The sequence below is a fragment of the Novosphingobium decolorationis genome (assembly GCF_018417475.1).
GTDB classification, from domain to species: Bacteria; Pseudomonadota; Alphaproteobacteria; order Sphingomonadales; family Sphingomonadaceae; genus Novosphingobium; species Novosphingobium decolorationis.
In genome coordinates, this window is the sequence record NZ_CP054856.1 from 1,069,698 (window position 1) to 1,092,444 (window position 22,747).

18 protein-coding genes are annotated in these 22,747 nt (G+C 66.9%); 10 read left to right on the forward strand and 8 right to left on the reverse strand.

What is annotated here, in order from left to right; genetic code table 11:
* Window positions 1–38: 38 nt before the first annotated feature.
* From HT578_RS04865 to HT578_RS04875, 3 genes are read right to left on the reverse strand one after another with little or no spacing between them, the layout of a single operon-like run.
* The gene (locus tag HT578_RS04865; RefSeq protein WP_039392713.1) at window positions 39–728 is read right to left on the reverse strand and encodes a PIG-L deacetylase family protein; all 690 of its coding nucleotides are present in this window, start codon (window positions 726–728) and stop codon (window positions 39–41) included.
* Window positions 729–731: 3 nt separating this feature from the next.
* Window positions 732–1,643 carry a methionyl-tRNA formyltransferase gene (locus tag HT578_RS04870; protein WP_213502386.1) on the reverse strand — a complete coding sequence of 304 codons (912 nt, stop codon included), beginning with the start codon at window positions 1,641–1,643 and terminating at the stop codon, window positions 732–734.
* 49 nt (window positions 1,644–1,692) lie between these two features.
* A complete protein-coding gene (locus HT578_RS04875) occupies window positions 1,693–2,955 on the reverse strand; it encodes a glycosyltransferase family 4 protein (protein WP_213502387.1) in 1,263 nt (420 codons plus the stop codon).
* A gap of 461 nt (window positions 2,956–3,416) precedes the next feature.
* Between HT578_RS04875 and HT578_RS04880 the strand changes: the two genes are divergently transcribed.
* The 5 genes from HT578_RS04880 to HT578_RS04900 all read left to right on the forward strand — a co-directional run bounded on the left by HT578_RS04880 (window position 3,417) and on the right by HT578_RS04900 (window position 9,641).
* Window positions 3,417–5,513: a nucleoside-diphosphate sugar epimerase/dehydratase gene (locus tag HT578_RS04880; protein ID WP_213502388.1), complete on the forward strand. Its 2,097-nt coding sequence runs from the start codon at window positions 3,417–3,419 to the stop codon at window positions 5,511–5,513.
* A 14-nt stretch (window positions 5,514–5,527) separates the two neighbouring features.
* Window positions 5,528–6,730: a DegT/DnrJ/EryC1/StrS family aminotransferase gene (locus tag HT578_RS04885; protein ID WP_213502389.1), complete on the forward strand. Its 1,203-nt coding sequence runs from the start codon at window positions 5,528–5,530 to the stop codon at window positions 6,728–6,730.
* Window positions 6,730–7,611, forward strand: a complete 882-nt coding sequence (locus HT578_RS04890) for a sulfotransferase family protein (protein WP_213502390.1) — start codon at window positions 6,730–6,732, stop codon at window positions 7,609–7,611. Before HT578_RS04885 ends, HT578_RS04890 begins: the two co-directional genes overlap by 1 nt.
* Window positions 7,612–7,800: 189 nt before the next feature.
* Entirely contained in the window at window positions 7,801–8,397 is a 597-nt protein-coding gene (locus tag HT578_RS04895) for a polysaccharide biosynthesis/export family protein (protein ID WP_213502391.1), read from the forward strand.
* 2 nt (window positions 8,398–8,399) lie between these two features.
* Window positions 8,400–9,641, forward strand: coding sequence for an outer membrane beta-barrel protein (locus HT578_RS04900; protein ID WP_213502392.1), 1,242 nt, complete (start codon window positions 8,400–8,402; stop codon window positions 9,639–9,641).
* Window positions 9,642–9,690: 49 nt separating this feature from the next.
* On the opposite strand, the gene HT578_RS04905 is transcribed toward HT578_RS04900, so the two are convergent.
* Together HT578_RS04905 and HT578_RS04910 are read right to left on the reverse strand one after the other, a co-directional pair.
* Window positions 9,691–10,818, reverse strand: a complete 1,128-nt coding sequence (locus tag HT578_RS04905; RefSeq protein ID WP_239026486.1) for a glycosyltransferase family 4 protein — start codon at window positions 10,816–10,818, stop codon at window positions 9,691–9,693.
* Between the two features lie 68 nt (window positions 10,819–10,886).
* On the reverse strand, window positions 10,887–12,224 hold the full coding sequence (locus HT578_RS04910; protein ID WP_213502393.1) for a pectate lyase family protein: 1,338 nt from the start codon (window positions 12,222–12,224) through the stop codon (window positions 10,887–10,889).
* 545 nt (window positions 12,225–12,769) lie between these two features.
* Between HT578_RS04910 and HT578_RS04915 the strand changes: the two genes are divergently transcribed.
* The 5 genes from HT578_RS04915 to HT578_RS04935 all read left to right on the forward strand — a co-directional run bounded on the left by HT578_RS04915 (window position 12,770) and on the right by HT578_RS04935 (window position 19,805).
* The gene (locus tag HT578_RS04915; protein WP_213502394.1) at window positions 12,770–14,011 is read left to right on the forward strand and encodes an O-antigen ligase family protein; all 1,242 of its coding nucleotides are present in this window, start codon (window positions 12,770–12,772) and stop codon (window positions 14,009–14,011) included.
* A 1-nt stretch (window position 14,012) separates the two neighbouring features.
* Window positions 14,013–15,446 carry a lipopolysaccharide biosynthesis protein gene (locus tag HT578_RS04920; RefSeq protein WP_213502395.1) on the forward strand — a complete coding sequence of 478 codons (1,434 nt, stop codon included), beginning with the start codon at window positions 14,013–14,015 and terminating at the stop codon, window positions 15,444–15,446.
* Window positions 15,443–16,648, forward strand: a complete 1,206-nt coding sequence (locus tag HT578_RS04925) for a glycosyltransferase (RefSeq protein WP_213502396.1) — start codon at window positions 15,443–15,445, stop codon at window positions 16,646–16,648. The genes HT578_RS04920 and HT578_RS04925 overlap by 4 nt, the downstream gene beginning before the upstream one ends.
* 205 nt (window positions 16,649–16,853) lie before the next feature.
* Window positions 16,854–19,127: a GumC family protein gene (locus tag HT578_RS04930; RefSeq protein WP_213502397.1), complete on the forward strand. Its 2,274-nt coding sequence runs from the start codon at window positions 16,854–16,856 to the stop codon at window positions 19,125–19,127.
* A 6-nt stretch (window positions 19,128–19,133) separates the two neighbouring features.
* The gene (locus tag HT578_RS04935; protein ID WP_213502398.1) at window positions 19,134–19,805 is read left to right on the forward strand and encodes a sugar transferase; all 672 of its coding nucleotides are present in this window, start codon (window positions 19,134–19,136) and stop codon (window positions 19,803–19,805) included.
* 15 nt (window positions 19,806–19,820) lie between these two features.
* Here HT578_RS04935 and HT578_RS04940 read toward each other — a convergent pair whose 3' ends face one another.
* Genes HT578_RS04940 through HT578_RS04950 form a run of 3 tightly spaced genes read right to left on the reverse strand, consistent with a single transcriptional unit; the run spans window position 19,821 to window position 22,679 of the window.
* Window positions 19,821–20,531, reverse strand: a complete 711-nt coding sequence (locus tag HT578_RS04940) for an HAD family hydrolase (protein ID WP_213502399.1) — start codon at window positions 20,529–20,531, stop codon at window positions 19,821–19,823.
* A gap of 7 nt (window positions 20,532–20,538) precedes the next feature.
* The gene (locus HT578_RS04945) at window positions 20,539–21,510 is read right to left on the reverse strand and encodes an ATP-grasp domain-containing protein (RefSeq protein WP_213502400.1); all 972 of its coding nucleotides are present in this window, start codon (window positions 21,508–21,510) and stop codon (window positions 20,539–20,541) included.
* Window positions 21,507–22,679: a glycosyltransferase family 4 protein gene (locus HT578_RS04950; RefSeq protein ID WP_213502401.1), complete on the reverse strand. Its 1,173-nt coding sequence runs from the start codon at window positions 22,677–22,679 to the stop codon at window positions 21,507–21,509. The genes HT578_RS04945 and HT578_RS04950 overlap by 4 nt, the downstream gene beginning before the upstream one ends.
* Between the last annotated feature and the right edge of the window lie 68 nt (window positions 22,680–22,747).

A 22,747-nucleotide genomic window follows, 5' to 3' on the forward strand; every position in this document is an offset into this window, starting at 1 on the left:
TCGGGCCTCCCGCGCCCGCGCGGTCACGCGCGGCGGACCTACGAACGCCCTTCGATCTGCCGCACGACAACGAACGCCTCCGCAGCCTTGGCAAAGACAGTCGAGCCGCGTACTACCGCCAGGCTCTCGATCGTCTTGAGCGAACGCTCATCGGGAAACGGCTTGAGCTGGCTTTCGAACAGGGCAAAGGCATCGAGCTTGCGCTGGAGCGTCGCGCCGATATCGACGTAGCAGTTGGGCACGAAGGCCGGTGTCACGGGCGCGGACAGCCAGTTGGTCTCGGACAGGGTCTCGTAACACAGAATGCGCTTGGGGACGCTCGCGTTGCGCGGTCGCGCAGCGACCATTGCCCCCAAGAAGGCGATCTGATGGTCGAGATGGATGTCGCCCACGAAAGGCAGGAACAGGGTATCGGGCGCGACCTCCTCCACCACTTCACCGATCGCCCGGTTGATCTGCCAGGCCGGAACCGTATCGAGCCGCGCCGCGGGAAAATCGAGGCGATGCACTCGCGAAACTCCCAGGTGCGCATGGGCCTGCTCCATTTCGGCCATGACGCGGGCAACGCCCTCCTCATCGAAGGCCGGTGGTCGGCCGCGCGTGACGAGGCACACTTCCACCTCGTGCCCTTCCTCAACGAGACGGGCCATTGTCCCGCCACACCCCAGTATCTCGTCGTCAGGGTGCGGTGCCACGACCAGAACTTTCCCGAAATGCGCAAGCGACATGATCTAGGCCTCCAGGATACCGTGCAACTTGGGAGGCGCGCCCCTCGCGCTTTCCCATTCGACAAGATCGATCGGCCCCGAACCCGTCATGACCCGCAGGACCCCGTCCTCGATCCCGAGGACCTGGCCAGGCAAGGCGTGGTAGCGCCAAGCATCCGGGCACGGACGGGTGCTCCAGACGGTCAACCGGTGCGGGCCGTCCATGGCGAAGGCCCCGGGATAGGGCCGCCCCACCGCCCGCACGAGCCGGTCGATCCGGGCGGCATCGGCGCGCCAGTCGATACGCCCATCGGCAGGGGTCCGCCGCGCTGCCCACGTCGCGAGGCGGGCGTCCTGTCGTTCGCGCGGCGCGGTGCCCGAGGCCAGCTGCGCCAGGCATGTCCGCAGCATCGCGCGCAAGGCGTCCATGTGCTGATCATAGAGTTGCTGCGCCGTCGCGTCGGGCGCGACGTGAAAGAACTTCTGCGCCAGGATGTCGCCATCATCGGTGCCCTCCCCGATCCAGAACAGGCTGGACGCGGAGATCGGTTCGCCCAGAAGGATGGTCCAGGGTATCGCGGCGCGGCCGCGCAGGCGTGGCAGGGGCGCGGGATGATATCCGATCGTGCCCGAGGCTGCGATGGACAGGAACTCCTCCCCCACGATCTGCGACCAGCCCACGACGAAGACGTAGTCGGGCTCTGCAGCGCGAACCATCGCTAGCGTCTGCGCGGAATTCGTTTGCCCCGCATGCTCCAGTCGAGCGCCCAGATCCCCGGCAAGGGGAGCAAGGTCCACCAGATCGGAATGCCGCCCATGAAGAGCCGGCGGCAGGGTGAGGACCAGCGGCACCTGCCAGCCGGGCGCCCCGAGCAGTTCTTCCAGGAGCACCTGCGTGCTCCCCACGGCACCAACCACGACTGCCCGCACCCCCATCACCTCCTCCCGCTTTTCCTCTTCACGCCGCGCCATCACCGCAAGGGGCTCAATGCGCCACCTTGCGCGGCTCGCTCACCGTGTCCGCATCTGCCCGCACCGGCACGGGACCTGCCGGCAATCCTGCCGAAGCTGCCTTGGAAATGCCCTGCCGTGCGTCCGCCTCCTCCGGCTCGGCCCGCCAGGGCGCCTGCAGCAGGTCCATTTCCTCGAGCAGCTGGTGGTTGACCTTACGCACATCGTAGACCTTCTCGGCGAGATCGCGCGCCCTTGCGCCCATGGTCGCCGCGCGCTCTGGTTCCTCGACGAAGCGCATCATGGCCGCGCGCAGGGCTTCGGCATCGCGCGGCTCGACGAGATAGCCGTTCTCGCCGTCCACGATCGGCTCGCGGCAGCCGGGCATGTCGGTCGTGATCACGGCGCGCCCCGTGGCCATCGCCTCCAGGATCGTGCGCGGCAGCCCCTCGCGGTAGAACGAGGGCAGGACGAAGACCGAGGAGGCCTCGAGGTAGGGCCGCACGTCCGTACAGCCGGGAATGAATGTCACCGGGTACTGCCGGGCGAGCCGGGCGCATTCCTCCTCGTCGATGCCGGTCGGGTTGTTGCGCTCATAGTGACCCAGGACCCAGAATTCGCAGTCGCCATGGTCGGCCTTGATACGAGCTGCAGCCTCGAGGAACTCGTAGACACCCTTGTCGCGCATCAGCCGGCCAATGAGCAGGAAGCGCAGCGCCTGGCGTGGCAGCGGAGCCTCTACGAACCGTTCAAGATCAATGCCCGAGCCGGGCACCTGGATGACGTTGTGCCGGGGCGTGACGATGCCGAAGCGGATCATGTCGGCCCGGTCGTCACGGTTGAACACGAAGATTGCCCGCGCCCGGCGTACTGCCTCGCGGTAGAGCACGCTCACCAGCTTGCGCAGGCCGACGCGCGCGTGGCTGTCCTCGCTGAAGACATGCCCCAGACCCGACATCAGCGCGTAGAAGCGCGGGACACACAGCAAGCGCGCCGCGATCCCGCCGTAGATGATCGGTTTCTGGGTATAGGCGAGCACGAGATCCGGGCGCTCGCGCAGCATGAGCCGCACGTACTCGAACAGAAGGCCCAGATCGCGCAGGAAATTGGTTCCCGTGCGCTCCATCGCGACCTGACGAAACCCGATCCCGGACGCGTCCAGTTCACGTTCGACAGCGTCGTTCCGGTCGGGCGCCACCGCCACGACCTTGTGTCCGTTGGCCACGAGTTCGCGCAACAAGGCGCCGCGAAAATTGGTCAGCGAATAGGCAAGACTGGAGAGGACAAGAACTTTCATAGCGCGGTTTGGCCCGTGATTGCGAGACGGCCGGGGTGGCTGCGATCGACGATGCCCTTTGCACCGCGACCTCGCCCGCCATGGATCGGAAAAGCCGAGGCCGAACGCGGCCACCAGCGGGTGCCACGCATCCTTCCTGCGCCTTTCGTCTCCTGGCTGAACGACCCCCCAGGTCCTCTCCAACGATGCCCGCAGCCGGCGAAACTGCAAGAACGCAAGTGGCTGATCCCCTTTTGCGACAGCTACGGGGAATTCCGATACGTATATTTGACAGGGCTGGCATTTCTTTCGGGAGGTGAACTCCCAAAACGGCGATTTCGGCTTATGGCTTTAAGATCACGTGCGCCCCCGGCAGCGCTACCATAGCCTAGCAAACTGCAGAGGCCACCGCAGCTCCCGCCACGGCCGTCTTGCCTCGCCCGGATCCTTCCGGATCGTCCAAAACAGCGAAGGCTGCCCGCATGAGCAAGAACATTGCAGACCGTGCCGCGTCGTCCGCCAAGCGCGCATCTTCCCGCCCGCTGCTGCGTATTCGCAAGCTGGACGGCGCGCGTGAAAGTGCCGCGATCGAACGCTTCAGCCTGCGACGAACCTTTCGCAACCAGTTGCTGATCAGCTTCGACACCCTGACTATCAGCGCCACGTTCGTTACGGCGTTCCTGCTCGTGGGACGCGGCCCCTTCCTGCAGAGCGAGGGGGTGTCCTGGACGACTGCGGGCATGGGCATCGTGACCGTGCTGGGACTGTTCATGAGCGGCCTCTACCGCCGCAGCTGGCGCTTCTTCAGTTTTGCCCACTCGATCCATCTGGTCGCGCTCATCCTCCCCTGTATCGGCCTGGGCTGGGCGGTCGCACTGCTGTCTCCGGCGGTGCGCGCCGAGCAGTCCAACCTCGCTGCGGTCATTGCCATCCACTGGCTTCTGGCGACTTCGGGCCTCGTGACGCTGCGCGTCCTGCGACGCCTTGCGCATGAACACCTGACCCGCACCAGCAGCGCGCATCTGCGCCATGTCGCGGGCCGGCAGCTGCCCCACGCGCTGCTGGTGGGCTCGCCCGACTGGGTGCTCTCCATCATCGAGATGCTGCGGCGTGAAACGACCCCGTCCTTCGTCATTTCCGGCATTCTCCTGCCGACCCTCAACGACACGCTGATGCAGATCGGCAAGGTGCCGGTGCTGGGCAGCCACGATGATATCGTGAATGCGGTCGAGCGTCTGGAAGCCAAGGACCAGCGCCCTTCGCTGGTGATTGCCAGCGACGACGGCAATGACCTCACCAACCGCGAGATGGCCCGGCTCACCAGCCGTGCGCGTCATCTGGGCCTCGAGCTCTCGCGCATCCGCGACTGCTGGAGCCACATCCTCCAGCGCAGCCCAAGCGCTGTTCACGAGGAGCTCTCGGTCAAGGACCTCCTGGGCCGCAGCGAATTCACGCTCGAAGGCGAGCAGATCACCAGCCAGATCTCGGGCAAGTGCGTGCTGGTGACAGGCGGTGGCGGCACCATCGGCTCGGAGCTTTGCTGGCAGCTGGCCAGCTTCCGCCCCTCCAAACTGGTCGTGCTCGATCACAGCGAATACCACCTCTACGCCGCCGAGATGAAACTGCGCGAGCGCTACCCCGATGTCCCCATCGAGGCCGAGCTGTGCAACATCCGCGAACGCTCCGAGGTGCGCCGCATCTTCGCCAAGCACCGCCCGGCCATCGTCTACCACGCCGCGGCCCTGAAGCACGTGCCGATCGTCGAGACGAGCCCGTGTGCCGGTGTCCACACCAATATCCTGGGCACCCGCATCATCGCCGATGCGGTGTGCGAATTCGGCGCAAGGGCCATGGTCCAGGTTTCGACCGACAAGGCCGTGAACCCCGTCGGGATGATGGGCGCAACCAAGCGCGTGGGCGAACTCTACAGCCAGGCCCTCGACATGTGCGGGATCGACGATCCCGACGCGCCGCGCTTCATGACCGTGCGCTTTGGCAACGTGCTCGGCTCGAGCGGCTCTATCGTTCCGCTGTTCCAGCGCCAGCTGCGCGAAGGCCGTCCGCTCACCGTCACCCACCCCGATATCGAGCGCTTCTTCATGACCGTGCGCGAGGCGGTACAGCTGATCCTGCAGAGCAGCGCCGCCGCGCTCAGCGAGCAGTCGCAGCGCGGCACGATCTTCGTGCTCGACATGGGCAAGCCCGTGCGCATCGTCGATCTCGCCTACCGCATGATCCGCCTCTACGGCCTCCAGCCCGAGATCGACGTGCCTGTCCAGTTCGTCGGCCTGCGCCCGGGTGAAAAGCTCTACGAGGAGCTTTTCGACATCTGCGAGGAGCAGACCAGTTCGCGGATCAAGGGCATCTTCGAGGCCCAGTCACGGCCCATCCCGCTCCCGCTCATTTCCCGCAGCATCGGCCAGCTCGCCCACGCCGTGGAGGCGGGCGACCAGGCCGAGGCCCGTCGCATCACCCACACCCTCGTCAAGATGCCCAGCGGCGCGGCCTCGTTCCAGGTCATCGAGAATCCGGCGATGGCGCAGGACACCTCCCGCACGCGCACGCGCAGCCCCGCATAAGGAGCCCGGAACGCATGGCATCCCATGTTCTTGCCGATGCACAGCCCCCGCATTCGGCCCCCCAGCCCCTGAAATCGACCTGGCCGCGCCACGAGGCTGACGAAATTGCAGCCGTGCGCGAAGTCCTGCAATCCGGGCACGTAAACGCACTCGTCCACGGCGATGAGACCCGCAGCTTCGCGCAGGAGTTCGCCGCCTACAACGGTATGCCGCACGGCATTTGCGTCGCCAATGGCACGGTCTCGCTCGAGATCGCGCTCAAGGCGCTGGGCATCGGGCCAGGCGACGAGGTCATCGTTCCGGCCCGCAGCTTCTTTGCCACCGCCAGCGCGGTGCTCGCGGTGGGGGCAAGCCTCGCCTTCGCCGATGTCGAACCCGACAGCCAGAACATCGATCCGGTCTCGGTCGAACGTCTCCTCGGGGCGCGCACGCGCGCCGTGATCTGTGTCCACCATGCCGGATGGCCCTGCGACATGGACAGGCTCGTGGCGCTGTGCGCACGCCATGGCCTGGCGCTCCTCGAAGACTGCGCGCAGGCGCACGGGGCCCAGTGGCACGGGCGTCGTGTCGGCTCGTTCGGCACTGCCGCCTCATTCTCGTTCTGCACCGACAAGATCATGTCGACCGGCGGCGAAGGGGGCATGATCCTGCTGCGTGACAACGATGCCTGGGAGGCGGGCTGGTCAATCAAGGATCACGGCAAGGACCTGGCCATGCTGCGCGATGGCAAGGGACGGCCTGGGGAATTTCGCTATGTCCACGCCCGTCCGGGCTCGAACCACCGGATGACCGAGATGCAGGCCGCGATCGGCCGTCGCCAGCTCAGCAAGCTGGAGGACTGGCTTGCGCAGCGACGTGCCAATGCACAGGCGCTCTGCGCCGCCCTTGCCCCGCTTCCTGGCATCGCCCCTCCCGCGCCGCCCGAGCACGTGCGCCATGCCTGGTACAAGTTCTATGTCCAGCTCGCGCCCGATCTGGCCGAACGCCGGCTCGATATCATCGCGGCCCTGCACGAAAGAGGCATTCCGGCGGCCAGCGGATCGTGCCCGAACATGAGCCGCGAGCGCGCACTCGAGGCGCAGGCGTTCCGATGCGACGGCGCGTTGGACGCCGCCAACGCACTTGGCGCACGCACCCTCATGTTTCCCTGCGATCACACCCTTTCAACGCACGACATGCAGCGCATCGCCGAGGCTCTGGGCGAGGTCGTGACCTGATGGCGCCGCCCCGCACACCCCCTGAGGCCAGATGGCAGCCCGACTTCGTGGTCATCGGCGCGGCCAAGGCGGCGACGACCTGGATCCAGGCCCGGCTTCAGGAAAATCCGGCTGTCTACATGCCCGATCCCGAACCCCATTACTTCAGCACCGACTATGCCGAAGGCGAAGGCCATTACCGCGGCTTCTTCAACGCGATCCCCGAGGGCGTCACCTGCATCGGGGAAAAGTCCGCCGATTACCTCGCCCATCCCGAAGCGCCCGCGCGGCTGGCCCGGATGCTCCCCCATGCCCGCCTGGTCGTGATGCTGCGCGATCCGGTCGAGAGAGCCTATTCGGACTACAAGATGTTCTACCGGCGCGGCACCGTCACCGGACCACCCGAGGACTATCTGGCCGATCTCGCCAATCCGCACCCGCGCTTTCTCGAGGATGGCCTCTATGCCCGCCACCTCGATCGCTGGCTGGAGGTCTTCCCGCGTGAGCAGATCCGGGTCTACCTGCACGAGGATCTCGACGAGCGCCCGCGTGAGGTTCTCGCCGAGGTGTCCCGCCATATCGGGCTGGAGCCGACCCTTCCCGAGACAATCGACACCACGCACGAAAATTCGAGCCGGACGATGATCCTGCCCCTACCGCTGCGCCGGATGCTGGCCCCCTTCAAGGATGCCGCGCGCCCCTTGCGGGGCACGCGCATCTTCGAAGGCGCGCGCTCGCTCCTCGCCCAGGAAATGCGCTATCCCCCCTTGAGCACAAGCCTGCGCGCGCGGCTATGCGAGTTCTACGCGCCCGACACGCAAAGGCTGGGCACGCTCATCGAACGCCCCCTCGATTGCTGGCAGAGTGCCCGGACACCGATCCCCGCGCAGGCTTCGAGGTAATGCCTCATGTCCGCGGCCCGGCTCCAGAATAGGTAGCGCCCTGTTCGAATTCGGGGGGATCTAGCCCTGAATAGCACCTCCGGTTCAGGCCGATACGGGTTAGCCTGTGGTCATCCTACCCGTTCATTGGTCCTGCCTCTCACGCCGCAAGGCGCGCCCTGGCCGGGCCAGCCGTTTCAGGAGCCGAGCATGACCGCCCCCGCGCCTCGCCGACAACTCTTTGCACAGACCGCCGTTCTTGTCTGCACGGCCACCGCCATGTCGCTCGCCGGCTGCACCTCGCCCACCGGCTCGTTGCCCGCGCTCGCCGAGATGGAGGCCGCTCCCTACCAGGTCGCCGCGGGGGACAAGATCCACATCGCGATACAGGAGCTGCAGGACGCCAGCGGCGATTACGTCGTCGAGGAGACGGGCACGATCTCGATGCCCTACGTCAAGACGATGCCCGTCGCCGGGCTCAGCTACCGCGAGATCGAGCAGGGCATCGCGAGGCGGCTTCTCTCCCAAGGCATCCTCGTCGGGCAGCCGGTGGTCAATGTCCGCCCAATCGAACTTCGCCCCTTCTACGTGACCGGCGAAGTCAACCGGCCCGGCGAGTTCCCCTATCGTCACGGCATGACCGTGCTTGCTGCCCTTTCCGCCGCTGGCGGGTACACCTACCGCGCCTCCACTGGAAAGGTCTCGATCACGCGCTCGGTCGACGGGCGGGACATCATCGCCAAGGCAACCGAGACGACACCGATACAACCCGGTGACAGGATCCAGGTCTTCGAACGCTGGTTCTGACCATGAAGGCCCGTCTCGCGCTCTCCGCGCTGGTCCTCGACCTGGGTGCCCTGGGCGCCCTTGCCATCCCCGCCCGCGCGCAGACCGAGACCCTCGGCAGTACGGCGCCCACGGTCTATCCCGACGATCCCGAGTACCGCGCGCAACCGATCCACCTGGGCGGCCTCAGTCTCACCACCAACGCCAATGTCCGGCTGAACTACGACAGCAACATCTACGCCGCCCCCATCGAACGCTACGACGATGTCTACGCCGATTTCTCGGGCGAAGTGCGCGCTGACAGCAGCCCCGGGCCCGTCACGGTAACGACCGGGGTCACGGGAACCGTGCGCCGCTATTCCAGCCGAAGCACCGAAAATTCCGAGCGCTGGCGCCTGGATACCACGGTGAAGTGGTCACCCACCCGAACCTCGCTCTATTCGCTTGGCGCCAGCCTGCAGCGCGCGGTCGAGGATCGCAGCGATTCCGAGGCCCGTACCGACCCGGATCGCGGCCCGCGCCGGTTCGACATCCTGGCCACCGAGTTTCACCTGCGCACGCAGCCCGGGCGTCTCCTGTTCGATGTCCAGGCCAGCGCGACCCGCTTCGACGCCCTGTCCAGCCTCGATGCCGATCGCGATTTCTCCGCCTACAACGGCCAGGCCGCCGTGGGCCTTCGCGTGGGTGGCACCGTGTTCGTCACCGCCAGCACCTTCCTTAACCGCCGCGAGTTCCGCCTTTCGCGAACCCCGGCCGGTCTCGAGCGGGATACGACAACCTACGGCGGCCAGCTCGGCCTCAACGTCGAACCTGGAGGGCTCTTCGAAGGGCGTCTGGGCGTAGGTGTCTTTCGCTATGACCCCGACGAGCCAACCGCGCCTGGCCGCACCGGCCTGTCGGTCTCGGGCGCCCTGATCTACCGCCCTTCGCGGCGCACCGCGCTCCTTCTCGATGCCTTCAACGGCGATGTCGCAACCTTCCGCACCGGCGCGCAGGGTCGTACCGACACCCGCGTCCGGCTCACCGCCGAGCAGGAGATCCGCCACGACCTGTTCGCCAAGTTGAGTGGCAGCTTCCGGCGCAGCAAGTTCGTGGGCACCGGGATAAGCGAGGACACCGCGAGCGTATCGGGCGAAATCGAGCACGTGATCGCCCGCAACCTCTCGCTCAGTCTCGACGCGCAGTTCTCCAAGCGCACGAGCGAACGCTTCGCGGCGCGTTTCGAACGCTTCCGCGCCGGCTTCAGCCTGCGCGCCCGGTTCTGAAGAGGCGCGCCTCGATCAAACCGGGGGCCCCTGCCCCCGGGCCTTCATGTCATGGCGTGGCAAGCTCATTATAAACCGCCGCCACCTGCTCGGCGTGGTGCTCGCGCGAGAAGCGCGCGCGGGCCGCGACGTGCGCACGCAGGCACATGGCCTGGCGCTGCTCCGGCTCGGCAAGAAGGCGCGCGACGGCGCGGGCCATGCCTGCAGGATCATCGAGATCGCACAGGATCCCGCAGTCGCCTTCGAGCGCTTCGGGATTGCCCCCCGAACGGGTTGCCACGACGGGCGTCTTGACCAGCATCGCCTCGACCAGCGTACGTCCGAGCGGCTCGCGCGCGGCGGGGACCAGCAGCACATCGCATCCCGCCAGCCAGGCGTGACCGGGCGATCGGAAGCCCATCATGTGCGCCCGCGCATTGCCTCCGATCCGCGCCGCACGCTCGGGCAGAACCTCCCCGTACTCGGTATTGCGCGGATCGCCGAAGAGCAGCCCGTGGACCGGTCTATCGACGAGGCGCCCCAGTTCCTCGACCGTGTCGAGAAAGCCCATCGGGCGCTTTCGTTCGATGAAGTTTCCGAAATAGCCACACAGGACCGCATTGGCCGGAGCTCCGATATGGTCGAGGATCCGGGCCCGCATTGTTTCCCGGCAGGCCTCGACCTGCGTATCGAAGGGACTGTGGACGACCTGCGCGCGCTGCGCGGCGCGCGAGCCTTGCGCGGGCAGGGAGAAGCGGGACACGGTCAGGATCCGGTCGGCCAGGAACGGCGCGACATAGCGCAGCCCCCGCGCGGAAGGATCGCCGCGGTGGTGCCACAGCAACCGGCTTCCCGCGAGGCGCGCGGCCAGGGCCCAGGCCGCATGGCTGCGCCCGTCGTTGCTGTGCACGACATCCACGCCCCGCGCCTGCAGAAAACGGCTGCGCGCCCGCACGCCGGCAAGCGCGCCAAGCGCCTTGGCCGGACCGATCCGGGCACCGGGCACGAGCGACTGGCGCGGCGGTGCGGGATCGGCGGCCTGCGGCCAGGACGCAAAGAACTCGGCGATATCCCCGCCCGGCTTCTCGGGCACGATCAGAACGTGGTAACGGCCCGGATCGAGTTGCTCGAGCAGCCCGCGCACCGACATGTGGCTGCCGCCAAGCTCGTCTCCGCTGAAGGGAAAGCAGATCGTCAACGGACGGCCCTGCGCGCGAGGGCGGCCGACCGATGGTTCGGAGGCAAGCTGCGCCCCGGCGAGGCCCGTCACAGCCCGAAGCCCCGCTCGCGCGATGTCAGGAAGTCCTCGAAGTTGGAGACCCCGTTGCCGTTGGCATCAGCCCAGGCATCCGACTTTGCCGGATTGGCGCCATGGCTTGCCTCCCAGCTATCGTCCATGCCGTCCTTGTCCGCATCCGGATAGGGGTTCGCGGCGGGCTGGTAGGGAAGCGCAGGCGCAGGCGAGCCAATCTGTCCGGTGCGGTTCCGCACGTCGGACAGGATTTCGTCATCGATGTCATCGCGCGGGAAGGCGCCCGAACGGGCGAGCACGGTGTAGAACGAGGCATTGGCGGTCTGGGGGGTGACGGTCAGCGGACACGGGCCAACTTGCACCTGCGCGACATCGACTTCGGAGCTGATGTGCTTGAAGTTGCCTTCATACTTGTTGCCCCAGAGGTAGATCTGGGCGCGGCCGGTCGATCCGACCGTCTCGCGCGCGATGCCCCGGCTGTTGGTGTTGGTGTTGTTGCCCGCGAGGAACGTGTTGTTCACGATCGAGACCGGCGAGCCGCCATAGGTCTCCCAGACCTCGGCGAATTCCGACTGGGCGTTGTAGAGGATGTTGTTGACGAGCTCGACGCACGAGCCCCTGGGGAAATTGATGTCGGGATTGCGATCGCCGTTGTGCGCGCAGATGTTGTTGATGAAGCTGAGGTTCTGCTTGTCCTTGGGGTCGCTGGCAAGCAGCGCGCACTTGTCGTGCTTGGGAATGCCCCAGGCAAAGATCGAGTTGCTGATCGTGACGAGATCGTTGTCGGCATAGCCATTGATCCCCTCGTCGCGCGACCACGAGGTGCTGACGTGGTCGATGATGACCTTGGAGCTGTTCTCGATCGTGATGTTGTCTTCGGCGCCACGGTACTTGCCCGCCTTATCGTTGCGCACGCGGATGTGGCGCACGACCACATCGTGCGAGTTCTTGATGACGAGCGGTGTCTGCCCGTTGGCCCCGCCATTGTGGGCAAGCGTAATTCCGCCGCCCGGCGCGGTCTGACCCGCGATGGTGATGTAGGGATAGCGGATGCGCGGCGGGCGCTGGGTGAAGCGGATCACCCCGTTCACGCGGAAGACGCAGACCCGCGGAAACTTGTAGTCGATACACGAACGCAGCGATCCCGGACCGCCGTCGGCAAGTGTCGTCACATAGATGATCCGCCCCCCGCGCCCTCCGGCGCTGACCGCACCATACCCCATGGCGCCGGGAAAGGCCTTCTGCCCGGCGGGCGTGCGCACGACCGGGGCCGAAGCTGCCGCGCTTGGCGGCGCGCAATCGGCGAGGGCCAGACCCACGAGCCCTGCGAATACGAGACTCCGCTTCGCCATGACAGGCCCCGCCACGAGCCGCTGCGCGCGATCCGTGTTCGCCCGTTCCTGCCTTGCTGTTCGCACCGCGCTCTCCCGTTCGCGCCAGTTCCAGATGAAAAATTGCCGACCGACTGGCGCACACGCGATCGGAACAGGATGCCAGACCAGGCACCGCGCGCATGAGGTTCGCGCCTCCGCCCTTGGGCTTCGGACCTTTCCCCCGGACGCCTGCGCGCCCCGAGTGCGCTCATTCGCCTCGTCCGGGACGCGGCTTTACGCGACCGGACAAGTGTGGGTGCGCCCTGCTGCCCGGACAAGCTATCCTTTGGGTATAATGCGCCCTTCGCGATGCCCCTTTGGCGTTACCGACAATGCGCCGCGCTTTCTCCACACTCGCCTTTGCCTGCTGGCCTCGTGCGTTTCATGCTTGGGTCATGGCCACCAGCCCTTCCCCTTACACACCTCTCGGCGGCAGCGACACGCACGCGGCAAACGTGCGCCAGCCCCCGCAATGGGTGCCCTCCATCCCGGTCCCACGCCCGCGCCAGGAACGGGCTCTTGGCATGCTCCTGCCCGGAGCGGCCTTCTTCCTGTCCTGGTGGCAAGCCGGTCGCTTGCCGGGCATGAACATCTCGATCTCCGATGTCGCGCTGTTCACGGCCCTTGCCCTCGCGCTCGTCGCAGGTGGCCTCAACGCGCGCATGTTCGCACGCTACACCGCGCTGTGGGTGGCGGGGCTGACAATGCTGCTGGGCGGGATGCTGGTCGGCTCGCTCGTCCACGGCGATTTCATGCGCTGGCCAATCGTGGCGGGGCAATATGCCTTTGCCATGCTGCTGGTGCCGATGCTCCTGACCTCGTGTTCCCGGCCGATCCTCGAGCGCTGCGCGAATGCCTACATCCTGGGCGTAGCGGTCTCGCAGGTCATCGGCATCACGCTCATAACCCTGTTCGATCGCGCGCAGATCTCCGCGATGGTGAACGAACATGTCGTCTATGGGAACGGGCGTCTGGGCGCGATGACCGGAGAGCCCAATTCCAATGGTGCGGTCTGCGCCTTCGCGCTGCTCTTTCTGATCCGGGGCGTGATGACCGGGCGGCTGCGCACGATCTACGCGCTGATCCTCGCGCTCTGCGTGATCGCGGGCCTGGTCTATTCCGCCACCTTTACCGGTACCTTCGCCGCCCTGCTCGCCTGCGGCTTCGTGCTGGGCCTCTCACGCCTGGGCACCTTCGTGCGCATCGCCGTTCCCCTTGCCCTGATCGTGCTGGCCTACACCAGCCTGGGCGGGCCGGTTCCCGGGATATTCGAAGAGCGTGTCGGCGAGGCCCTCATGACCGGCGATCCGACCCGGGCCGGGACTTTCGTGGGCCGCTCAGCGCTGATCGTCGAGGCCTGGCAGCTGGCCGACGACCATCTGCTCATCGGCCTTGGCAGCGACGGATACCGTGTCGCGAGCCCCCACGGGATGCCGGTTCACCAGCTTTACCTGCTGGTCCTGAACGAGGGCGGGATCGTCTCCTTTCTCGGCCTTTGCCTGATGGCGCTGGCGCTTCTCCTCCAGGGCAAGGCCATCGCGGGCGTGAACCGGGTGGAGGGCATTTCCTGCCTCGCGATCCTCGCCGTGTTCTTCATCTACACCATGTCCTTGCCGCACATGTTTGCCCGGCTCTGGAATGGCCCCGTCATGTTGATGTTCGCGCTGGCCTGGATCTCGACGCGCTCGGCGCAGGGAGTGGCGCCAAGCGACGAGCGGACGGCATACGGGCCTGGGCCCGGCTCCCGCCACCAGCAGTTGTCCTGAGATGACGGACCTTATCGGCCTGACACCGCGCGCCGCGCGCCGCCATGCCAGCACCCCGGCGTCCGGTCCGCCGCGAGCCTCGCTGCGTGAACGTTGGCAGCGCAGCACGCTCATCCGCCCGCGTCTTGTCAGCCTGGCCCACCTCATGTCCGGAAGCCTTGGCGCCGCCGTCCTGATGATGGCGACGCTGGCGATCGCAACCCGCGCGCTGGGAACACAGGCGTTCGGGACTTTCGTGATCGTCCTCACCATCTCGCGCACCTGCGAACGCCTGGTCCGCTTCGAATCCTGGCAACCGCTGATCCGCTTCGTCGCGGCAGAGGAAGAGAGCGCCTCGCCCGAGCGCCTTGCCTCGCTCTACGCCTACAGCCTCCTTCTCGACATTGCCAGCGCGCTGGGCGCTGCACTGCTCGCCGTGATAGTCGCGCTGGAGGCAGGGCCCCTGCTTGGCCTTGATGGCGACGCGCGCTTCCTCGTGGCCATCTATGCGCTCGCGATTGCCGGAAACCTGCGCGGCATGGCGAGCGCAGCCCTGCGCCTTGCCGGGCGCTTCCGCGTGCTCGCCTACGTGCAGTTGGCCGCCGTTCTGCTCCGCCTGACGCTGGCCTGCCTGCTCTATGCTTTGGGCCGGGGGATCACCGAATTCGTAGTGGCCTGGACCGTGTCCCAGCTCTTCGATTCCCTCCTGTTCAACGCCCTGGGGCTGCGCACCCTGAAACAGACCGGCATTCCCAGCCCCTGGCGCGCGGACAAGCGCCATCTGCCCAGCAAGTTCCCCGGCTTCCTGCGCTTTGCGATCTCGACGAACCTGTCCTCGGGCCTGCGCACCCTGACCCACGAGATGGACACGCTACTTGTCAGCACCCTGGCCGGACCCGCCGCGGCGGGCCTCTACTATCTCTCGCGGCGCATCGCGAAAGTCGTCCAGACCGCGGGCGACCTACTCCAGACGATCATCTATCCCGACCTGGCGCGGCTGTGGAACCAGTCCTCGCGCAAGGGCGTGCGGCGCCTGGTGACGATGCTGCAACTGGCTCTGGGCGGGATCGGACTGGTCGCCCTTGCGCTGTGCTGGCTCATGGGCAGGCCGCTTCTCGAATTCGTCTTCGGCGATGCCTTCTCGGGCAGCTTCGCGCTGCTCCTCGCCCAGCTCGTCGCGATCATGCTGATGCTGCATGCGGCCCCGGCCCGTTCGGCGCTTCTGGCGATGAACCGGCCGAGCTTCGTGCTTGCCTGCAGCGTTCTGGCCACCTTCGCCTTCTTCATCACGGCCACCCTCCTGGTCCCGCGCTACGGCGCGATCGGGGCCAACTTCGCCCACATCGTTTTTGGCCTCATGCTGGTCCTCGCGTTCGATATCGCCTTGCATGGCCGCCTCGCCGCCAGCCGACGCCCTGAACCTGTGGGCGCCTCGACCAAGGAGCCCCTGCCATGACCCATCAGGCCCCCCAAGGCAAATTCGTCGTCCGTCCCCAGCCGCCCGTGCCCGCGTCATCGCCCGGCGCGCGGACCGGGACCGAGCCCCTGCGAATCTGCTCGATCCTCACCAGCCTGACCTCGGGCGGCGCGGAAATCCTCATCACCAATCTCAACGAGGCCTATGCCGGGCTTGGCGCGCGCGCCTGCGTCACGGCTCTGTGCGATGCCCAGACCCTGGGCAACTCGCAAGCCATGGAAACCGAACTCCAGCAACGCATCACGAAGGCCGGTGCGCACTTCGACAGCCTGGCCCTGACCCGACGGCGCGGACTGATCGAAGGAGTACGCGCGCTGCGGCGCCACCTGAGTGAAACGCGCCCGCACATCGTCCATGCCCATACGGTGCGCGCCGTACTCATGCTCGCCTTTTCGGGATTTGGAGGACCGGTCGTCTTCACCCATCACAACAGCCGCCTCTCGTTTCCGGCAGCGGCATTCCGCTTTCTCGACCACGTGGTCGCGCACTATGTCGCGATCAGCAACGAGACCGCATCGCTCTATCGCGACCTCTCGCGCCGTCCCTTCTCTCTGATCCCCAATGCGCCGGCCGCCAGCTACCGCGCCAAGGCCCCGCGCGAGAGCGTTGGGACCCCCTGCCGCATCCTGACCGTGGGGGCGATCTCGGACCAGAAGAACTACGATCTGCTCATCGAGGTCGCGCGTGTCCTGCGCCAGTTCCGCCCGGGAACCGAGCCCGTCTTCTGCCTTCGCGTGGCGGGCGGCGGCACGGACCTGGAGCGGCTGCGTGGCAAGGTCGATGCCCTTGGCCTTGCCGACATGGTGCAATTCCTGGGAGAACGCGCCGACATCCGCGACCTCCTGGCTGCCAGTGACATCTACCTCAACACCTCGCGCTACGAGGGCGCATCGATCGCAATCCACGAAGCCATGTCGATGGGACTTCCCGTGGTCGCCAGCGATGTCAACGGCAATCGCGGGCTGGTGGTGCCCGGGCGCAACGGCGCGCTGTGCGCGCTCGACAAGCCGTCCTCCTTCGCCAACGCGATCGCCCGTCTTGCCCACAACGCCTATTACTACCACTCCTACTCGCAAGGCGCGCTCGCAACGAGCCAGAGCTACAGCCTGGAGGGCTCCGCGCAGCGCCATTTCGACCTCTACAAGTCCCTCCTTCGTTCCGGTCCTGCCCATAAGGACTAGCCAGAAAAGAAGCAGGCCCCCTTCCGGATGCGCGATTTGTTCCCGCAGGGCCGTGAACCATACTGCCCTCTCCTGACACCACACACATCGGATGGTCCCTGCGTCCAGCCCGAGGAGAGCGGAAATGTCGACGTCGATCGCACATCACGACCCTGACGCTTCGGTTGCGCTGCACCGCACGTCCCCGCAGCCGGAAGGAAGCGCGATGGGTGCAGCCTCCGAACAGATCGGACCGCAGGACCTGGTGCGCTTGTTCCACCGCTATCGGGGCATGATCCTCGCCATCGTCAGCGTGATCACCGTGCTCGTGCTCGCCCAGCAACTGGCCTCGCCCCCGCTCTATCAGTCCAGCTCCAACGTCCAGGTCGAGTTGATCGACGAGGTCGGCACCAACCAGGCCGACGTCAACTCGCGCAACGCCGAGCGTGTCGCGAACACGGTGCGCCTGCACCGCTCGCGTTCGGTGGCCGGCCAGATCATCAAGGACCTCGACCTCCTCAACGATGAGAGGTTCCGCAGTGAACTGGGCAACGACAATCTTACCGGCAAGGCCTTGATGCAACTCGCGATCAACCACCTGCTCGGCATGCTGGCGATCAATGCCGAAAGCGGTTCCGACCTCATCCAGATCTCGGTGACGTCGCGTTCGCCCGAGCTTGCCGCCGATATCGCCAACCAGCTGCCCGTCTCGGTCGGCATCCTGCGCAACGCCAAGACCAACGAGCGGCGTCAGGAACTTCTCGGCTCGCTCGAGAAGGAACTGCAGACCCGCGAACAGGCCGCCCTCGACGCCGCCGCCAAGGTCGCCGAGTTCCGCACCCGCAACCGCATGCTTGTCGGCGCCGGCGGGGCCGAGGACCTGCAGCAGATCAACCGCATCGCCCTCCAGAGTGCAGCGGCCAACGCTGCACGCGATGCCTCGGCGGCCCGCAGCGCCGGAATTTCGCGCGCCAGCGAGATCCAGAGCACGGCGACTGCGACCTCGACCGCGCTCGATTCCCTCGAACGGCGCCGCGGCGAACTCGTGGCGGAAAAGGCCAAGCTGAGCACCAGCCTGGGCCCCAATCACCCCGACGTGCGCCGCGTCAACTCGCAGCTTGCCACGATCGACACCAGCATCGCTCGTGAACGCAACCAGGTTCAGGCCGCGACCCAGGCCGTCGCCCGTGCCGAAGGCGAGAAGATGGCTCAGCTTGCCCGCAGCGAAGCGGCCGGAGCCGCCGCCATGGCCGCGCGCCTGCAGAACGTCGTCGGCAGCCTGTCGTCCAGCGCCTATCGCAACGCGCAGAACACGGTGGAGCTCGACAAGCTGGTGCGCCAGTCCGATCTGGCCGAAGCGGCCTACAAGGTCCTCGCCGAGCGCGTGGAGCAGGTAGGTGCCCAGATGCAGCTGCAGGGCGTGGCCTCGACCATCGTCTCGCCCGCCGTTCCCGACTACGCACCGATCGCGCCCAACCCTCTCAAGATGACGGTCACCGCGTTCCTGGGCTCGACCGTTCTTGCCTTCATGGCGGCCCTTACCCGCGAATTCCTGGACAACAAGCTGCGCACCGTCGCCCAGATCCGCCGCCTCTTCGGTCGGCCGACCCTGGGCATGCTGCCCCAGATCGCGCACGGTCTTTCGCAGGACCCCAAGGACAGCGTCGTGCTCACAGAACCGCAATCGCTGTTCTCCGAAGTTGCACGCTCGGCCTATTGCGACCTGCGCGCCCTGCGCCCGGGGCGAAAGGGCTCGCAGGTCGTCCTGATCAGCTCGCCTGTTCCCGGCGATGGCAAATCGACGGTCTCGCTCTCCCTCGCCGCGGCAGGTGTGGCGATGGGGGATCGCACCGTCGTCCTCGACCTCGACCTGCGCAAGCGCGGCGTGCTCCAACGCCTGCAGGAACAGTCGCTGGCCCCGGACCTGGTCGATATCGTGACAGGCCGCGCGGACCTTGACGGACTGATGCTCCAGCATCGCCGGGTCGAAGGGCCGGACGACATCGCCCGGGACGAGCGCGATCTCGAGGCCATCCTGGACAGCGAGCCGAGCGAAAAGCGCATCTATCTCCTGAGCGCGAAGGCACCCGTCGCGGAGCCCGCCGTGATCCTGTCATCCCACCGCCTCACCGGCCTGCTCGAACAGCTTCGCGAACGCTTCGACCTCATCGTCATCAATGCCCCCGCCGCGCTGGCCGTGCGCGATGCGCGCACCATGTGTGACTTTGCCGACCAGACGATCCTGGTCGCGCGCTGGGGCAAGACCACCATCGACCAGATGCGCGCTGCCTTCGAGGTCATGGACACCGACAGGATCCGCGGCGTCATCTTCGACCAGGTCGACTACGCCGAACACGCCCGCCGCAGGTACGGGGATTCGGTGCAGTTCTACCGCTATTCGGCCGAATACTACACCTCCGACATCCCGCCGATCCCGACCTGGGGCGAGCGCATCCGCCGCATGTTCGCGCGCGGTGATTACCAGCCAAGCGCGGCCTGAGCGTCGATGCCCCCCCCCACCGATGACCCCTTGCAGGACACCGCCGCGCACGAGCCATCCCCGGCCACCCGCCCCGGCGGCTCGCGTCTGGCTACGCGCGCGCTTGCCGTGCTGATGCTTGTCCCTTGCGCGCCCGTCATCGGCGTTCTGGGGCTGGGCGTGGCGCTCAGCATGGGCCGCCCGATCCTGTTCCGGCAGGAACGCTCCGGACTTCACCAGGCACGCTTCACGCTCTTCAAGTTGCGCTCGATGCGCAGCGCCTTCGATGCAGCGGGAGCGCCCCTCCCCGACGAGGCGCGCGTCACAGGCCTGGGCAAGTTCCTGCGCCGAAGCCGTCTCGACGAACTGCCAGGCCTGTGGAACGTGGTGCGCGGCGACATGGCCTTCGTGGGGCCGCGCCCGCTCCTTCCCGAAACCATCGCACAGCTCGGCGAACGCGGCCGCCAGCGCGCGCGCGTGCGTCCCGGGCTCACCGGTTGGTCGCAGGTCAACGGCAACACCCTGCTCTCACTTGACGAGAAGGTCGCGCTCGACATGTGCTACATCGACAACGCGAGCCCGCGCCTCGACATGCAGATCCTTTTGCGCACGTTCTGGGTGATGCTGGGCGGCGAACGCCGGGCCCCGAAGATCGAAACGCCCCGGGTCGAGGCCTGCCCATCCGACGCTGCCGAATAGGCACCGCCCCGGACCTTACCGCGCGCCCACCGCACCTTTGCGAAGCGCAAGCGCATCCAGCGAACCCACGACATGGTGCGCGCGGTGCGCAAGGGTAGGTGCCGCGCCGCGATGAACCCGTTCGGGCCGCAGGATCTGGATCGTCGTCCACCCGCGTCGGCGCGGCTCGAGAAAGTCCTTGGCCGCGTTATCCGCGATATAGACATGCGCCTCGGGAGGACGCTGCGACCATTCCTCGACTAGGGCATAGCCAAGGGGGTGCGGCTTGCCGCAGCCGGGGCCGAGTTCGCCGGTCAGAACGATCCGTCCCAGCCTTTCCTCCAGACCAAGCGCGCGCACCTTGGAGCGCTGCATGCCCGCAGGCCCATCCGAGATCAGCGCGCTGCTTGCGCACGGCGCCCGTGCAAGAAAGCGCGCCGCATCGGAGGCGAGCGCGATCTGCGGATCATGCGCGCGGTAGGCCCCGACAAGTTCGCGGATCAGTTCCTCTTCGCCCGCAGCACCCAGCTCCGCCAGCGCCTGGTTGAAAATCGTTCCACGAAGGCCTGCCTCGAACAGGGTGCGGCAAGCCCGGGCAAAGCCCGTCCGGCCCATACGCTGGAAGACCAACGGCTCCAGCGCGGCAAAGCCGCTGAACGCGAAGTCGCGTTCGAGGTAGAGCGTATCGTCGAGATCGAGCACGAGGACGCGGTCCGTCAGATCGAGACATCCGCTGTCCTCTGCCAAGTACGGATCAGCCAACAAAATGCGCCGCGTCGTAGCGCACCATGGTCACCCCGGCGCGCCAGTCAGAAGGGTCCACCGGTGCGCGGCCCAAGACCCGGCGCAGGAGATTTTCGGCAAAGCGTCCTCCCGCATGATCGGCAAGCGGGTACCCGCCTCCGAAGCGCGCGTTGATCTCGAACACGCGCAGGCCATGGCAGGGGTCATCGATCAGTTGGAAGCACAGCGCCCCTTGCGCGCCGGGCAGGGTCTGCGCGATGGCCTCTGCAATCTCGATCATGCGCGGGTCGCGCAAGGTGCGCCCCTTCTCCACTTCCCCCGCGCGGACCGAAAGGCGTTCGTGGGGAATGGCGCACAGCATATGCCCCTCGCCATCAAGGTACATGTTGATCGTGTATTCGGGGCCTTCGAGCAGGTCCTGCACCAGCATCGGCTCTTCGTAGAGGGCACAGATGTCACCGGGACCTTCCAGCACTCCGATACCGCGGCTGGCGCTCCCTCCGACCGGCTTGGCAAAGAGCGGCCAACTCCAGTCCCCCGGCGCCGCGCGCACCGCCTCGATGGGGGCGGTCCGCGGCACCGGAACGCCGGCGCGCTCGAGCACCTCGGTCGTCCGGGCCTTGTCCCGGACAATGGCAATCGTCTCGGGCGCGCTGACATGAACCAGCGTCCCCACTGCCGCGAAGTCCTCGCGCGCGGCGGCCAGCGCCTCAAGCTCGGTGTCGATGGTCGGCACCAGCAGGTCGATCCCGTTCGCCCGGCAGTAGTCGAGAAGGCGCGGCACATAGTCCGGGCTCGTGCAGCGCGGTACGGCAAAGCTGGCATCGGCATCAAGACACGCGGCGCTGAGGTGCGGCGTGAGGTCGCAGGCATGCACCTCGATGGCGACGTCGAGCACCGTGCCCGCTCGCCGGAAGCATCGGGTCAGCTCGACCCGGCGTCCCGCCGAAGTGAACAGCACCCGCAGCATCTGCACGCTCATTCGCTCCTCGCCAGAGCATGCGCCCTGTCCCTTGGAGACCGGCGCGCGCCTCGCCGTGAACCTCCTGCGGACAGACCATGGCCGGGAGGATGCCGCAAGACCTCGTCCCAGCGGCGCAGCACGTAAGCCGGGCGAAAGCGCAGCATCGAACACGTCGCCGCCTGGCCCAGTCGCTCGCGCAGCGGCGCGTCGCCGAGCAGTCGCGCGAGCGCGGCGCCCAGCGCAGCGTGTGCGCCCTCGTCCTTGACCAGGAGACCGTTCTCACCGTCCCGGATCATGTCCTCGGGACCGAAATCACATCGGGTTGCCAGCACGGGGAGACCGGCCGCCATGGCCTCGGCCAGGGCATTGGGGAACCCCTCGTAGCGCGAAGAGAGCACGAAGACGTCGGCCTCGCGGATCCAGGAACGCGGCCTTTCGCCAAGTCCGCGCAGGACAATGCGCCCCTCCAGGCTCCTCTCGCGTATACGCGCCTCAAGCGCCTCGCGATCAGGGCCTTCGCCCCAGATGGCGAGGCGCCATTGCGGGTAATCGGCGGCGATGTCGGCGAAGGCCTCGATCAGCCGATCGAACCCCTTCTGGTAGGTGAGACGCCCGACCGCGCAGACGGTGTAGGTAGTCCCCTCCCCGCGCACGACATCGGGTTCGGGAACGGGGTTGGGAATGGTCACCAGCCGCCCCTGCAGGTCATGTGCAAAGCAGCGGCGTACCCCCTCGGTCTGGCAGATGATGGTGTCGGCTCGGCGGTAGAACCAGCGCAGCGCCAGGTTCCACAAGGGATGCAGTTGCTGCTGCTCGGGGTTGTTGCGCTCGGCGCAGATCAGGCGAGCGGGATGGCCCTGAACCGCCAAGGCCGCCACCAGGTTGATCTTGGTCAGGAACGAGAGGACGACATCGGGACGGCGCCGGGCGACGAGACCGCGAAGCGCCCTGACCCGTCCTGCAACGCCCACAAGTCCGGAGCGCCCGCCCAGCCGGAAGACCCGGCTCACGACGGGAAGCTCGTGGTAGATGCGCGCCTCGTCGGTATCGAAGGCGGCGACGTCCACCTCATGGCCAGCTTCGACCAGATGGTGCGCCAGCTGCGCTATGACCTGTTCCGCGCCCCCCGCACCAAGGCCCGAGGTCACGATGAGAATGTGTTGGGGTGGGGTCTGGCTAGAAGGCACGCGGCAAAATCCGTCTTCCGGTTTCACGCAAGGAGCCCCCGCACGGAGCTCTGTCGGTCTTGCCGAGC